12 protein-coding genes are annotated in these 13,935 nt (G+C 63.4%); all 12 read right to left on the reverse strand.

The annotated features are described in order from the left end of the window. Positions 1 to 22: 22 nt before the first annotated feature. Entirely contained in the window at positions 23 to 577 is a 555-nt protein-coding gene (locus ASC85_RS04110; protein ID WP_057448377.1) for a hypothetical protein, read from the reverse strand. A gap of 160 nt (positions 578 to 737) precedes the next feature. Continuing rightward, positions 738 to 1,454 (reverse strand): TetR/AcrR family transcriptional regulator, encoded by a 717-nt coding sequence (locus ASC85_RS04115; protein WP_014336755.1) that lies wholly within the window; start codon positions 1,452 to 1,454, stop codon positions 738 to 740. Between the two features lie 101 nt (positions 1,455 to 1,555). Further along, entirely contained in the window at positions 1,556 to 3,058 is a 1,503-nt protein-coding gene (lysS, locus tag ASC85_RS04120; protein ID WP_057448378.1) for a lysine--tRNA ligase, read from the reverse strand. 109 nt (positions 3,059 to 3,167) lie between these two features. Beyond that, positions 3,168 to 4,263, reverse strand: a protein-coding gene (gene prfB, locus ASC85_RS32050; protein WP_095963568.1) for a peptide chain release factor 2 whose coding sequence is annotated in 2 segments (ribosomal slippage) — positions 3,168 to 4,190 and positions 4,192 to 4,263 — 1,095 coding nt in all. Because the reading frame shifts where the segments join, the coding sequence is not laid out codon by codon here. A gap of 310 nt (positions 4,264 to 4,573) precedes the next feature. Beyond that, a complete protein-coding gene (locus ASC85_RS04130; protein ID WP_057448379.1) occupies positions 4,574 to 5,575 on the reverse strand; it encodes a diguanylate cyclase domain-containing protein in 1,002 nt (333 codons plus the stop codon). A 45-nt stretch (positions 5,576 to 5,620) separates the two neighbouring features. Beyond that, a complete protein-coding gene (locus ASC85_RS04135; RefSeq protein WP_057448380.1) occupies positions 5,621 to 6,631 on the reverse strand; it encodes a chemotaxis response regulator protein-glutamate methylesterase in 1,011 nt (336 codons plus the stop codon). Beyond that, complete coding sequence (locus ASC85_RS04140; protein WP_057448381.1) at positions 6,628 to 8,892, reverse strand: hybrid sensor histidine kinase/response regulator; 2,265 nt, start codon at positions 8,890 to 8,892, stop codon at positions 6,628 to 6,630. Before ASC85_RS04140 ends, ASC85_RS04135 begins: the two co-directional genes overlap by 4 nt. Then, positions 8,889 to 9,560: a chemotaxis protein CheW gene (locus tag ASC85_RS04145; protein ID WP_003198143.1), complete on the reverse strand. Its 672-nt coding sequence runs from the start codon at positions 9,558 to 9,560 to the stop codon at positions 8,889 to 8,891. The genes ASC85_RS04140 and ASC85_RS04145 overlap by 4 nt, the downstream gene beginning before the upstream one ends. Continuing rightward, positions 9,557 to 10,822, reverse strand: a complete 1,266-nt coding sequence (locus ASC85_RS04150) for a CheR family methyltransferase (RefSeq protein WP_057448382.1) — start codon at positions 10,820 to 10,822, stop codon at positions 9,557 to 9,559. Before ASC85_RS04150 ends, ASC85_RS04145 begins: the two co-directional genes overlap by 4 nt. Beyond that, the gene (locus ASC85_RS04155) at positions 10,819 to 11,358 is read right to left on the reverse strand and encodes a chemotaxis protein CheW (protein WP_057448383.1); all 540 of its coding nucleotides are present in this window, start codon (positions 11,356 to 11,358) and stop codon (positions 10,819 to 10,821) included. The genes ASC85_RS04150 and ASC85_RS04155 overlap by 4 nt, the downstream gene beginning before the upstream one ends. Beyond that, positions 11,358 to 12,980: a methyl-accepting chemotaxis protein gene (locus ASC85_RS04160; RefSeq protein ID WP_057448384.1), complete on the reverse strand. Its 1,623-nt coding sequence runs from the start codon at positions 12,978 to 12,980 to the stop codon at positions 11,358 to 11,360. The genes ASC85_RS04155 and ASC85_RS04160 overlap by 1 nt, the downstream gene beginning before the upstream one ends. Before the next feature lie 241 nt (positions 12,981 to 13,221). Beyond that, positions 13,222 to 13,932, reverse strand: coding sequence for a tellurite resistance TerB family protein (locus ASC85_RS04165; protein ID WP_003198134.1), 711 nt, complete (start codon positions 13,930 to 13,932; stop codon positions 13,222 to 13,224). Positions 13,933 to 13,935: the final 3 nt, after the last annotated feature.

Consider the following 13,935-nt stretch of genomic DNA (forward strand, 5'->3'; position numbering starts at 1 on the left):
AAAAAACGTCCGCTTGTTGCTGTTATTGGGATTTGACCAGCCGCTGGTAGCGCACGGCCTCCGAGAACACATCGGAATTGGCCGGGTCGTCGAGGTAACTGAAAACCTTGTTCATGTCGCTGTCCACCAGCACGCCGTCACCTTCCTCGCTCTGGTTCGGTTGGCCGCTGAGGCGTTTCTGGGCGATGGCCTGGTTGATCTGATCCAGGTCCAGGTTGTAGACCACCAGCTCTTGCTTGTCGGTCAACTCGAAACCGGCGATCAAATAGTGGCCGCCAAACCGGGCCGGCACCTTGGCCGACACGTACCAGCGGCTGCCATGACGGGAAACAGTCAGCGGGATGGCTTCGCGCTCATGGGGCCTGGCCCTGAAGTAGCTGATGGCCTGGTAGCGGTGCTTGCCGACCTGCGTCAGCTCCAGGTTCAACGGTTCGCCCCAGGCATTGGTGCTGGTCCAGTGACCGAGCAGGCCCGCGGGCGCCGCTTCGCTGTCAGGCAACGGCGCCTTGAACGACACCAGACAACCACTGAGCAGCAGCAACGACACGGCCAGTACAACGGCACGCCAGGCTTTCATTTGAACTCCCTATGGCACAGCGCCTCGTCCTTACATATGGGAGCAGGTGTGTGTGGGAGCAAAGCTTGCTCGCGATGAAGACACCTCGGTCTATCGAGAGACCGCGTTATCGTTCATCGCGAGCAAGCTTTGCTCCCACATAGCCCACTCCCATAAGGGGTTACACCGACGCCAGTACCAGGTGCATGTAGCGGGTCAGGATGCCGAGCATATCTTCATCGGCTACCGGCTCGGCGCCATTGAGCAAGCCCTGATATTCCATCCGTCCGATAATCGCCGTCAACACTTTGGCATCCTGTTGCGGCTCACGGGAGCCCAATACCTGGAAAAACTGACAGGTGCCGTGCAGCAAAATCTGCTGGTGGGAACGCACCAACACCGCCAGGCGCGGGTTGAGCAGCGCCTCCTGGCGAAAGGCCTGTTCGGCCATCAGGTACTCACGGCGACTGTCCAATTGATGTTGCACGTAGTCGGCGGTCATCCGGGCAATGTCGTCCGCCAGTTGCGAGCGCGATTGGGCGCTGCCGTCACCATAGGCGACCATTTCCCGCAGCAGGCCTTCGTTGTTGGCCCACAGCTTGCCCATGAACGCCGCGCTGCGTTCCACATACTGGGCGAAGGTATCGGTGAGCAAGTCATCGATGTCCTTGAAATAATACGTGGTGGCCGACAGCGGCACGCCGGCTTCGGCGGCCACGGCGCGGTGACGCACGGCTCGCACGCCATCGCGCACCACAATGCGCATGGCCGCGTCGAGAATCTCCTGGCGACGCTGCTCACTGCCCTGTCGGCTGGCCTTGCGGCCCTGGTACTGAACACTTTCAGCGACAGCCGTGGCGACGCCCGCTGCACCCTCTGAAGCCATTGCACGATTCACGACAGGTCTTCCCTCTTTTTTTCAAAAGTAACCAATTGATACGTTTGTACCAGACAGGCAATAAAAAGCCGCCCTTCCAGGCGGCTTTTTAGTTGAAACACTTACGCTTGTGGCCGCATGTGCGGGAAGAGAATCACGTCCCGGATCGACGGTGAGTTGGTCAACAACATCACCAGGCGATCGATGCCGATGCCTTCGCCAGCGGTCGGCGGCATGCCGTACTCCAGGGCACGCACGAAGTCGGCATCGTAGTGCATGGCTTCGTCGTCGCCGGCGTCCTTGTCAGCCACCTGGGCCATGAAACGCTCGGCCTGGTCTTCCGCATCGTTGAGCTCGGAATAGGCGTTGGCGATTTCACGGCCACCGATGAACAGCTCGAAACGGTCGGTCACGCTTGGGTTCTCGTCGTTACGACGGGCCAGCGGCGACACTTCGAACGGGTACTGGGTGATGAAGTGCGGCTGCTCCAGCTTGTGCTCGACCAGCTCTTCGAAAATCATCACTTGCAGCTTGCCCAGGCCTTCGAAGCCGAGCACCTTGGCACCGGCCTTCTTGGCGATGGCGCGGGCCTTTTCGATGTCGTTCAGGTCATCGGCAGTCAGTTCAGGGTTGTACTTGAGGATCGAGTCGAACACCGACAGGCGCACGAACGGCTCGCCGAAGTGGAACACCTTGTCGCCGTACGGCACGTCGGTCGTCCCGAGAACAAGCTGGGCCAGCTCGCGGAACAGTTCCTCGGTCAGGTCCATGTTGTCTTCGTAGTCGGCGTAGGCCTGGTAGAACTCGAGCATGGTGAACTCGGGGTTGTGCCGGGTCGAAACACCTTCGTTACGGAAGTTGCGGTTGATCTCGAAGACCTTTTCGAAGCCACCCACAACCAGACGCTTGAGGTACAGCTCCGGCGCGATACGCAGGAACATTTCCATGTCCAGGGCGTTGTGGTGGGTTTCGAACGGCTTGGCCGCCGCACCGCCAGGGATGGTCTGCAGCATCGGCGTCTCGACTTCCAGGAAGTCACGCTTCATCAGGAAGCTGCGGATGTGGGCGATGACTTGCGAGCGCACGCGGAACGTCTGGCGCACGTCTTCGTTGACGATCAGGTCGACGTAGCGCTGGCGATAGCGCTGCTCGGTGTCGGTCAGGCCGTGGTGCTTGTCCGGCAGTGGGCGCAGGGACTTGGTCAGCAGGCGCACGCTGGTCATCTCGACGTACAGGTCGCCCTTGCCGGAACGGGCCAGGGTGCCTTCGGCGGCAATGATGTCGCCCAGGTCCCAGGTCTTGACGGCGGCCAGGGTTTCTTCCGGCAGGGTCTTGCGGTTGACGTAGACCTGGATACGCCCGGTCATGTCCTGGATCACCATGAACGAACCACGATCGAGCATGATACGACCGGCCACCTTGACTGGAATCGCCGCCTCGGCCAGCTCTTCCTTGGTCTTGTCCGCATACTGCTTCTGCAAGACGTCGCAGTAGGCGTCGCGGCGGAAGTCGTTGGGGAAGGCCTGGCCCTTGGCGCGCTCGGCAGCAAGCTTTTCCTTGCGCAGGGCGATCAGGGAGTTTTCTTCCTGTTGCAGGGCTTGCGGGTCGAGTTCTAGGTCGCTCATGTCTTTAAGGATTCCATCACAGGTTCGTTGCCCCCGGCCCCGGGCCGGAGTTTGCGGGCGAGTCATGCTCCTTGATGGAAGCGTGCCTGCCCGCCGCATGGGTGTCGCGTTACAGCCCTTGTTTGAGGCTGGCGATCAGGTATTCATCGATATCGCCATCGAGCACCTTGTCGCAATCGCTGCGTTCGATGCTGGTCCGCAGATCCTTGATCCGCGAGGCATCGAGCACGTACGAACGGATCTGGTGACCCCAGCCGATGTCCGACTTGGTGTCTTCCAGCGCCTGGGACGCCGCGTTGCGCTTCTGCACTTCCTGCTCGTACAGGCGAGCCCGGAGCATCTTCATCGCGGTGTCTTTGTTGGCGTGCTGGGAACGCTCGTTCTGGCAACTGACCACGGTGTTGGTCGGTACGTGGGTAATCCGTACGGCCGAGTCGGTGGTGTTAACGTGCTGACCACCGGCCCCGGAGGAACGGTAGGTGTCGATGCGCAAGTCCGCCGGGTTGATCTCGATCTCGATGTTGTCATCGATTTCCGGCGAGACGAACACAGCCGAGAACGAGGTGTGGCGGCGATTGCCGGAGTCGAACGGGCTCTTGCGCACCAGGCGGTGCACGCCGATCTCGGTCCGCAGCCAGCCAAAGGCGTATTCACCCTTGATGTGCACGGTGGCGCCCTTGATCCCGGCGACTTCACCGGCCGACAGTTCCATGATGGTGGCGTCGAAACCGCGTTTGTCAGCCCAGCGCAGGTACATGCGCAGCAGGATGTTGGCCCAGTCCTGGGCCTCGGTGCCGCCGGAACCGGCCTGGATGTCCAGGTAGGCGTTGTTCATGTCCATCTCGCCGCTGAACATGCGACGGAATTCCAGCTTGGCGAGGTTCTCGTCCAGGCGTGTCAGCTCGGCGACGACATCGCCGACCGCGCCTTCATCATTCTCTTCGACAGCCATGTCCAGCAGGTCGCGGCAATCGGCCAGGCCGCTGGACAACTCGTCCAGGGTCTCGACGATCTGCGCCAGCGCAGAACGCTCGCGGCCCAGCTCCTGGGCGTACGAAGGGTTGTTCCAGACATTCGGATCTTCAAGCTCGCGATTGACTTCGGTCAGACGCTCATGCTTTTGATCGTAGTCAAAGATACCCCCGAATAGTTTCGGAGCGCTCGGAGAGGTCCTTGATGGTGTTCAGGATCGGGTTGATTTCCATGGCGGGCAGCACTCGTTGGCGAACTTTTGAAAGCCGGCGAGTATAACGTAATCAAGCGCCAGCGGCAGCCCGCCTGGCGGCTTTAGGAACACCAATTCCTTGTATGCCAGCTCGCGTTGGCCCTGGTAGGAGCTGGCGAAGCCTGCGATCTTTTGATCTTGAGCTTTCGCTTGGGACTCAATTGTCTGGGGAAAGATCGCAGCCTCGTTGCACTCGACAGCTCCTACACCGCTCCTATACCGCTCCTACAAGCCCAGCGGGAGCAAAATCCCTCGCCACAAAAGCAACCTTGCCGCTGGTTCAGGTTGGTTTATTCGACGCCCACCCGATTACGCCCATTGTGCTTGGCCAGGTACAGCCCCTTGTCCGCCGCCGAGATCAGTTGCCGACAATCGCTACCCTGCTGGGGGGTGAAGGTCGAGACGCCGATGCTGACAGTCAGGTTTTCGCCGCCGTCGGGCGTGGTGTGGGGGATTTTCAGGGCGGCGACGCCCTGGCGCAGTTTCTCGGCCATCAGCCGCGCGCCGCCCGGCGAGGTGCCGGGCAGGACCAGGGCGAATTCCTCGCCGCCGTAGCGAGCCGGCAAGTCGGACGGACGGCTGCACGCGTCACGGATCGCCATGGCGACCTTGCGCAGCGCTTCGTCGCCTTCCAAGTGGCCGAAGTTGTCGTTGTAGGCCTTGAAGTAGTCCACATCGATCATCAGCAGCGACAGCTGGCTCTGGTCGCGCATCGCCCTGCGCCATTCCAGCTCCAGGTATTCGTCGAAGTGCCGGCGATTGGACAACCCGGTCAGGCCGTCGGAGTTCATCAAGCGTTGCAGCACCAGGTTGGTGTCGAGCAGTTGCTGCTGGCTGACCCGCAGTGCCCGATAGGCCGCGTCGCGTTGCAACAGCATCATGTAGGAACGCGAGTGATAGCGGATGCGCGCCACCAGTTCGATGTTGTCCGGCAACTTGACCAGGTAGTCGTTGGCCCCGGCGGCGAACGCCGCGCTCTTGACCAGCGGGTCCTCCTTGGTGGACAGGACAATGATCGGGATATCGCGGGTGGCCGGATGGTTACGGTACTCGCGCACCAGGCTCAGGCCGTCCAGGCCGGGCATCACCAGGTCCTGGAGAATCACCGTCGGCTTGATGCGAACCGCATGGGCGATGGCCTGGTGAGGATCGGAGCAGAAATGGAAGTCGATGTTGTCTTCGTTCGCTAGCCCGCGCCGCACCGCCTCGCCGATCATCGCCTGATCGTCGATGAGCAAGACCATGGCGGCGTTCTCATCGCGCTTGAAATCGTCGAGCTGCAGATCATTCATGGTGGCTTACCTGAGTACGCCCTGGGGCAACGCTGGCGGGGTTCTTCATGGGGTAAAAATCTCCAACAGCCGAGGCGCGATAGCGTCCAAGGCGAGAATATGGGCGGCGGCGTCGATGGCGGCCGCCGCTTTGGGCATCCCGTACACCGCACTGCTGCGCTGGTCCTGGGCGATGGTTACATAGCCCTGCTGGCGCATGAGTTTAAGCCCTTGCGCACCGTCGCGGCCCATGCCGGTGAGCAATACGCCCACCGCGTCACCGCTCCAGTACTGGGCGACACTTTCAAAAAACACATCGATGGAGGGCCGGTAGATCTCGTTCACCGGCTCAGCGGTGTAGGCCAGGGTGCCGTCCTTCAACAAACGCAGATGATGATTGGTCCCGGCCAGCAACACCGTGCCGCTCTGTGGCGTCTCGCCCTGCCGGGCCAGGCGCACCGTGTGGCCCGAGACACTGCCCAGCCACTCGGCCATGCCGGCGGCGAACACCTCGTCCACATGCTGGACCAGCACGATGGCCGGGGCAAAGTTACGCGGCAGCGCCTTGAGCAGCACCTCCAGCGCCGCCGGCCCGCCCGCCGACGACCCGATAGCCACCAGGCTCTTGCGCGACACTGCCGCACGCTGCGCCGCCGGCGCGGGTCGCTCACGCTTGTTGCGCTCACCGATCAGCCAGCCGATGTTGGTGATCTTGCGCAACAGCGGCGCCGCCGCGTCTGCCGGATTACCGACGCCCAGGGCCGGGGTATCGACCACATCCAGTGCGCCATGGCCCATGGCCTCGAACACCCGGTGGACGTTCTGCTGGCTGTCACCCGTGACAATCACGATAGCGCAGGGGCTGTCGGCCATGATCCGCCGGGTGGCCTCCACGCCATCCATGACGGGCATGAACAAGTCCATGAGGATCAGGTCCGGGGTGTATTCGGCACAACGCTGCACCGCCTCGGCGCCGTTGGCGGCCACCCAGACCAGTTGATGCGCCGGCTCGAACGCCAGGGCACGGCGCAGGGCCTCGACCGCCAGGGGCATGTCATTGACGATGGCGATCTTCAAGCGCGTGCCCCTCCGATCAATTCAACCACGGCGTCGAGCAAGGCGTCGTCGTGGAAACTCGCCTTGGCCAGATAATAGTCGGCACCAGCGTCCAGGCCACGGCGGCGATCCTCTTCGCGGTCCTTGTAGGACACCACCATCACCGGCAGCGATTGCAAGCGGTTGTCACGCCGCAACAGCGACACCAGCTCAATGCCGTCCATGCGCGGCATGTCGATGTCGGTGATCAGCAGGTCGAAATCCTCCGAACGCAAGGCGTTCCAGCCGTCCATTCCATCCACCGCCACTGCCACGTCGTAGCCGCGATTGAGCAACAACTTGCGTTGCAGCTCGCGCACGGTGAGGGAATCGTCCACCACCAGGATCCGCTTGCGCGGGGCCTGGGCCTGGTTCTGCCGGGCGATGCGCTCCAGGCGTCCGGTATCGAGCAACTTGTCCACCGAACGCAGCAGGTCTTCGACATCGACAATCAACACCACTGAGCCGTCGTCGAGCAAGGCCCCGGCGGAAATGTCCTGGACCTTGCCCAGGCGTTCGTCCAGGGGCAGGACCACCAGGGTCCGCTCGCCAATGAAGCGCTCCACCGCCACGCCGTAGATCGTCTCGCGCTCGCGGATCACCACGACCTTGAGGGTCTGGCCGCTGCCTTGCGTCGCCGGGCGATTGAGCAATTGGCTGGCGGCCACCAGCCCGATATGCCGGCCTTCGTGCCAGAAATGCTGGCGGCCTTCGACCTGGACGATGTCCTCCGGCGCCAGGTCGCACATGCGTTCGATGTGGGCCAGGGGAAAGGCGTACGCTTCATCGCCGACTTCCACCACCAGGCTGCGCACCACCGACAGCGTCAGCGGCACCTCGAGATGAAAACGACTGCCCTCGCCCGCCGTCTGCTCCAGCACCACCGCACCGCGCAGTTGCCGGACCATGTGCTGGACCGCGTCCAGGCCGACGCCGCGCCCGGACACTTCGGTGACCTTGTCGCGCAGACTGAAACCGGGCAGGAACAGGAAGGTCAGCAGTTCCTCCTCGCTGAGGCTGGCGGCGGTTTGCTCAGGAGAAAGGCCGCGCTCGACGATGCTACGGCGCACCCGCTCCAGGTCCACCCCGGCGCCGTCGTCCGCCAGCTCCAACACCAACAGGCCAGCCTGATGGGAAGCCCGCAGGCGGATCAGGCCTTCGGCGGGCTTGCCGGCCAGTATTCGTTGCTCCGGGGATTCGATGCCATGGTCCACGGCATTGCGCAGCAAATGGGTCAGCGGCGCTTCGAGCTTTTCCAGCACATCGCGGTCGACCTGGGTTTTCTCGCCTTCAATCTCCAGGCGCACCTGTTTGCCCAGGCTGCGGCCCAGGTCACGGACCATTCTTGCCTGGCCCGACAGCACATCGGCGAACGGTCGCATGCGACAGGCCAGCGCCGTGTCGTACAGCACCTGCGCCCGTTGACTGGCCTGCCAGGCGAACTCATCCAGCTCGGCGGTTTTCTGCGCCAGCAATTGCTGGGTTTCGGCGAGCAAACGGCGGGCATCGCCAAGGGCTTCCTGGGCTTGCAGGCTCAGGGCGTGGTCCTTGAGGTGCACGTTCAGCTCTTCAAGGGCGCGCAGGCCAGTGCTTTGCTGGCGCTTGAGGCGTTGCATCGTTGCCAGCCAGGGCTTGAGGCGCTGGGTCTCCACCAGGGACTTGCTCGACAGATCGAGCAAACTGTTGAGGCGTTCGGCCGTGACCCGCAAGACCCGCTCGCCGCCTTCGGTGACCCGTTTGCGCTTGGGGGCCGGCTCCGTTGCCGGGGGCGGTTCCACTTCCGGCAGCTCAATGGGTAGCGGCTCGACCGGCGTCTCGACGCTCGGTGACGCCACTGCCGGGGCCTGCGGCGCGTTGGGATCAAGCAGCCGCCCCATCAACGCCACATAGGCGTCGATGTCCGGGGCGCCGACGCTGTTGCCCGGGGTGGCGATGCGCGTCAGCAGGTCAGTACCTTGCAGCAAGGCATCGATATGTTCAGCCCCCAGCACCAGGCGCCGCTCCTGGGCGCTGACCAGGCAATCTTCCATCACATGGGCCACGCTGACCCCGGCGTCCACCCCGACAATGCGCGCCGCGCCCTTGAGGGAATGCGCCGCGCGCATGCACGACTCCAGATAGTCGGCCTGGGTCGGATCGCGCTCCAGGGCCAGCAGACCAGCGCTCAGCACCTGGACCTGGGCTTCGGCTTCCAGGCTGAACAGCTCCAGCAACGAGGCGTCGCGCATCTGATCAGGGGTCATGACAGGCTCCGAGCCACGGCGGACAGCAATTGTTCTTCATCCAGCCAGCGCAGGCTGCGGCCCTTGAAGGGCAGCACGCCACGGGTGTACTTGCCCGTCGATTGCGAAGCGCTCGCCAGGATGCGCTCATCGATGGCGTGGATGCCGTCCACCTCATCCACCGGCACCACCACCGGCCCGCCCTTGGCCGCGACAATCAACATGCGCGGCATGACCCGTGCGCCGGAAACCACCGCCGCGCCGGGCTCCAGGTCCAACAGCTCCACCAGCGACAGGCAGGCCACCAGCGCCCCGCGTACATTCGCCACGCCCAACAAGGCCCGCGAGCGCTGGTGGGGCAAGGAATGGATCGGCTGCAACGGCGCCACTTCCACCAGGCTGCGAGTGGTCAGGCCCAGCCATTCCTCGCCGAGGCGGAACATCAGCAGCGAGCGTGTGACCACATCGGTGTCCGCGGGGGCAAGGGACAGATCCCGCTGATCCTGCGGCAAGGCATAACGGTCAAGCAGCCGGGTGGCGGCCGCCGAATACACCGAGCAATTGCGGCAGTGGATATGCTCGACCAACAGCGGACAGGATTTGTCGCCATGCACGCCGATGCGATTCCAGCAGTCGTCGATAGCCTGGGCATCGTCATGGGTGACGGTGTAAGAAGCCGAACCGCTCATCGTTTGTGCTCACTGTCTGCCGCGCGCCCGCTACGGGCGGCGCGTTCCTGCAATCGACGGGCTCCGGCCGCGTCTCCCTGGGAAGCCAGCAGCGCCGCCAGATGCACCAGGGCCTCGGCGTGTTGCGGTTCAAGATAAAGCGCCTTGCGATAAAAACCCTGGGCTTCAAGGGCGCTGCCAGCCATGTCGCTGAGCAGGCCCAACCAATAGAACACCTGGGCGTTTGGCGCGTGGCTGCGCACGTACTCTTCGCACGCCGCACGGGCCTCGGCGCTTTTGCCGCCATTAGCCAGGGCGGCGATATTGGCCAGTAAGGTCGCGGCATCGCTGCTTTTGGGCTCGGCAATCGGCGTCACGCTCGCCGCAAACGGCCGCGGCCGAACAACCGGCGGGACAACGCGCGGCGGAGGCTGACGAACCGGCAGCGGGGTCGGCATCAAGGCCGGCAACGGTTGCGGCTCGGGTGCCCCCTGGCGGCTGAAGGCGAACGACTGGGCGACCCCGATCGAGCGCATGCCCAGTCGGCCCAGCAAGCTGCCCTCGGCGGGGCCGATAAACAGCACGCCGTCCTGATGGGTCAGGCGCTTGAGTACCTCGAATACCTGCTGCTGGGTCGGCTGGTCGAAATAGATCAGCAGGTTGCGGCAGAACACAAAGTCGTAAGGCGCCTCGTTCACCAACAAGGCCGGATCCAGCAGGTTGCCCACTTGCAAACGCACCTGTTCGCGCACCCGCTCGCTTAGGCGGTAGCCCTCGTCTTCGGCGTCGAAGTACCGCTCGCGAAAACCCAGCTCCGCGCCACGGAAGGAATTCCTGCCGTAACGCGCGTCCTTGGCCCGCGCCACCGACAGCGGGCTGACGTCCAGGCCGTCCACCTTGAACTGATGCGGTCCCAGGCCGGCGTCGAGCAAGGCCATGGCAATCGAATAAGGTTCTTCGCCGGTAGAACACGGCAAGCTGAGGATGCGCAGCGCGCGCAGGTGCTTGATCTCGGCCAGGCGCTTGACGGCCAGCCTGGCGAGGGTCGCGAAGGATTCGGGGTAGCGGAAGAACCAGGTCTCCGGGACGATCACCGCTTCGATCAGCGCCTGCTGCTCCTGGGCCGAATGCTGCAGGCCTTGCCAGTACTCATCGGCGGTTCGCCCGGGCACGGCAATGATGCGCTGGCGCACGGCCCGCTCAATGATCGCGGTGCCGACGGAGGTCACATCCAGGCCGATGCGCTCCTTGAGGAAATCGAAAAACCGCTGGTCGTTGTTCATGGCGTTGCCTCGAGGTCGTCGAGGTTCAGCGGCGGCGCAGGAAACAGCAGCGCCCGAACGGATTCATCGAGCAGGTCATTGACCCGCACCCATTGCAGCAATCCGTGTGCATCTTCGCGGACAGGGCCGAGGTACGGCGCCTGCCGGTTGTCCAGGCCATAGGGTTTGAAATCGGCCGGGTCACAGCGCACGGTGTCGGTCGCCTGTTCCAGGATCAGGCCCAACACCTGTCCCGCTTCTTGTTGCGTGTCATCCTGATAGCGCACCAGCACCAGTCGCGTACTGGTCCGGGCCTGTGCGCTCTGGCCAAAGGTCAGGGCGCACAGGTCGATCACCGGCACCACCGTGCCGCGCCAGGCAAACACCCCCGCCACCCAGGACGGCGCCCGGGCAATCGGCTTGAGAGGCAGGCGCGGCAGCACTTCCACCACATCGATGGCCTGCAGGGCGTAACGTTCGTTGCCGATGCAGAACACCAGGAACAACGACTGGCGGACCGTCGGTGCGGCGCGACGCCGGGTTTCGAGTTCGCTCATCAGACTTTGAAACGCGAGACGCCGCTGCGCAGCCCGACGGCGACCTGGCTCAGCTCGTCGATGGCGGAACTGGCCTGGCGCAGGGACTCCACGGTCTGGCTGCTGGCATCGCCCAACTGCACCAAGGCGTGGTTGATCTGCTCGGCACCGGTGGCCTGGGCCTGCATGCCTTCGTTGACCATCAATACGCGCGGCGCCAGGGCCTGGACCTGATGGATGATCTGTGACAGTTGCTCACCCACCTGCTGCACTTCGGCCATGCCCCGACGCACTTCTTCGGAGAACTTGTCCATGCCCATCACCCCGGCCGACACCGCGGACTGGATCTCGCGCACCATCTGCTCGATGTCATAGGTCGCCACGGCGGTCTGGTCGGCCAGGCGTCTTACTTCAGTGGCGACCACGGCGAAACCGCGACCGTACTCGCCGGCCTTTTCGGCCTCGATGGCCGCGTTGAGGGACAACAGGTTGGTCTGGTCGGCCACTTTGACGATGGTCACCACCACCTGGTTGATGTTGCCGGCCTTCTCGTTGAGGATCGCCAGCTTGGCGTTCACCAGGTCGGCGGCGCCCATCACCGAATGCATGGTTTCCTCCATGCGCGCCAGGCCCTGCTGGCCGGAGCCGGCGGCCACCGAAGCCTGGTCGGCGGCGGTGGACACTTCGGTCATGGTACGCACCAGGTCCCGGGAGGTGGCGGCGATTTCCCGGGACGTCGCGCCGATCTCGGTGGTGGTGGCGGCGGTTTCGGTGGCCGTGGCCTGTTGCTGGCGCGAGGTGGCGGCGATCTCGGTCACCGAAGTGGTGACCTGCACGGAAGAGCGCTGGGCCTGGGACACCAGTGAGGTCAGCTCGGCCATCATGTCGTTGAAGCCGGTTTCCACGGCGCCGAACTCGTCCTTGCGCGCCAGGTTCAGGCGCCCGCTCAGATCGCCGCTGCGCATGATTTCGAGGATCTCGACGATGCGGTTCATCGGCCCCATGATCGCCCGCATCAAGAGCAGGCCACAGAGTACGGCGACGATCAGCGCAACCAGGAACGACAGGCCCATGGCGACCTTGGCCGCCGTTACCGCATCGCCGATGGTCTGGGTGGCGTTTTCCGCCAGCTCACGATTGCGCTCGATGATGTGATTCAAATGCCCGCGGCCGCCGATCCATTCTGGCGTCAGCTCTTTGTCCAAGGCCTGCCGCGCACCTTCGTAGTCCTTGCGCTGGTACAAGTCCAGGACCTTTGCCATGGCCTGGTTGAACGCCTGGTGATTGGCCTCGAACTCGTCGAAAGAGGCTTGGTCGGCGGGGTTCTGGATCAGTTTTTGATAGTTCTGTATTTCTTCGCGCAGGTGCTGCTCGAAGCCCTGGTAGCGGGCCTTGTCCTCAGCGGTGATTTCCCGGTTGCCCGAAAGGCCGACGATTTGCTGGGTCAAGACATAGCTGTCGACCCAGCCACCGCGAATCATGGAACTGAAATACACCCCCGGCACCGCATCGGTCCGAACCTTTTCTCCGCTGTCCTGGATCTTCAACAACCGTGAATACGAGACAACCACCATCAACAGCATGATGGCGATGATCACTGCAAAACTCGCCAGGATGCGTTGGCGCAATGTCCAATTCTTCACGGTAAAACCTCGGGCATTTGAAATGCTGGGGAGTATAGCCGAGGGCGGCACCGGGCCTGTATGGCGGTTTGAGGGGATTTGACCTGTGGGAGCGAGCCTGCTCGCGATAGCGGTGCATCAGTCAAAAACACTGTGACTGACCGGGCCCCATCGCGAGCAGGCTCGCTCCCACAGGGAAATGGGTTGGACACAAGACCGCCAAACACCACAAAACCACTGTGGGAGTTAGGTTGGGACTGTTCTATACAGTCGCCTGGCGCACCTGTTTCTCCAACTCCACCTTCAGCCCCGGCTCCAGCTTGAGTTGGCGCGCCAGTTCATCGAGGTAGGACTTCTCCATGAAGTTTTCCTCGTCCACCAGCATCACGCTGGCGATGTACATTTCCGCCGCCATTTCCGGGGTGCTGGCGGCGCGGGCGACGTCGGTGGGGTCCAGGGGCTTGTTGAGTTCGGCGTGCAGCCAGTGTTGCAGTTCCTGGTCGTTGTCGAGCTTGGTGAACTCGCCTTCGATCAACTGCCGCTCGCGCTCGTCCACATGGCCGTCGGCCTTGGCCGCCGCCACCAGCGCCTTGAGGATCGCCTGGCTGTGCTGCTCGACCTGCGCCGGGGGTACGCGGTCGAGGGTCTGCGGTTCGGTTTTCGGCGCGGTGCCTTGCTGGGCCTGCCAGTTGCCGTAGGCCTTGTAGGCGATCACGCCCAAGGCCGCGAGGCCACCATAGGCCAGGGCCTTGCCGCCGAAGCTGCGGGCTTTCTTGTTGCCCAGCAACAGGCCCATGGCCCCGGCGGCCAGTGCCCCGCCGCCCGCACCGGAAAGCATCCCGCCCAGGTTGCCGGAACCGCCGAGCAAACCGCCCAGACCGCCGGACGACTTGCCTTGGGACCCGCCAGCCTTGTTCTGCAACATTTCCTGGCCGGACTTGAGAAGCTGATCGAGCAATCCACGGGTGTTCATTTG

This window comes from Pseudomonas sp. Root401 (genome assembly GCF_001425105.1).
Taxonomy (GTDB): domain Bacteria; phylum Pseudomonadota; class Gammaproteobacteria; order Pseudomonadales; family Pseudomonadaceae; genus Aquipseudomonas; species Aquipseudomonas brassicacearum.

Bases quoted from the DNA above. Each gene is read 5' to 3' on its own strand.
- ASC85_RS04130 (WP_057448379.1), bottom strand. From the start codon at position 5,575: ATGAATGATCTGCAGCTCGACGATTTCAAGCGCGATGAGAACGCCGCC.
- ASC85_RS04110 (WP_057448377.1), bottom strand. From the start codon at position 577: ATGAAAGCCTGGCGTGCCGTTGTACTGGCCGTGTCGTTGCTGCTGCTC.
- ASC85_RS04145 (WP_003198143.1), bottom strand. From the start codon at position 9,560: ATGAGCGGTTCGGCTTCTTACACCGTCACCCATGACGATGCCCAGGCT.
- lysS (WP_057448378.1), bottom strand. From the start codon at position 3,058: ATGAGCGACCTAGAACTCGACCCGCAAGCCCTGCAACAGGAAGAAAAC.
- ASC85_RS04140 (WP_057448381.1), bottom strand. From the start codon at position 8,892: ATGACCCCTGATCAGATGCGCGACGCCTCGTTGCTGGAGCTGTTCAGC.
- ASC85_RS04155 (WP_057448383.1), bottom strand. From the start codon at position 11,358: ATGAGCGAACTCGAAACCCGGCGTCGCGCCGCACCGACGGTCCGCCAG.
- ASC85_RS04150 (WP_057448382.1), bottom strand. From the start codon at position 10,822: ATGAACAACGACCAGCGGTTTTTCGATTTCCTCAAGGAGCGCATCGGC.
- ASC85_RS04165 (WP_003198134.1), bottom strand. From the start codon at position 13,932: ATGAACACCCGTGGATTGCTCGATCAGCTTCTCAAGTCCGGCCAGGAA.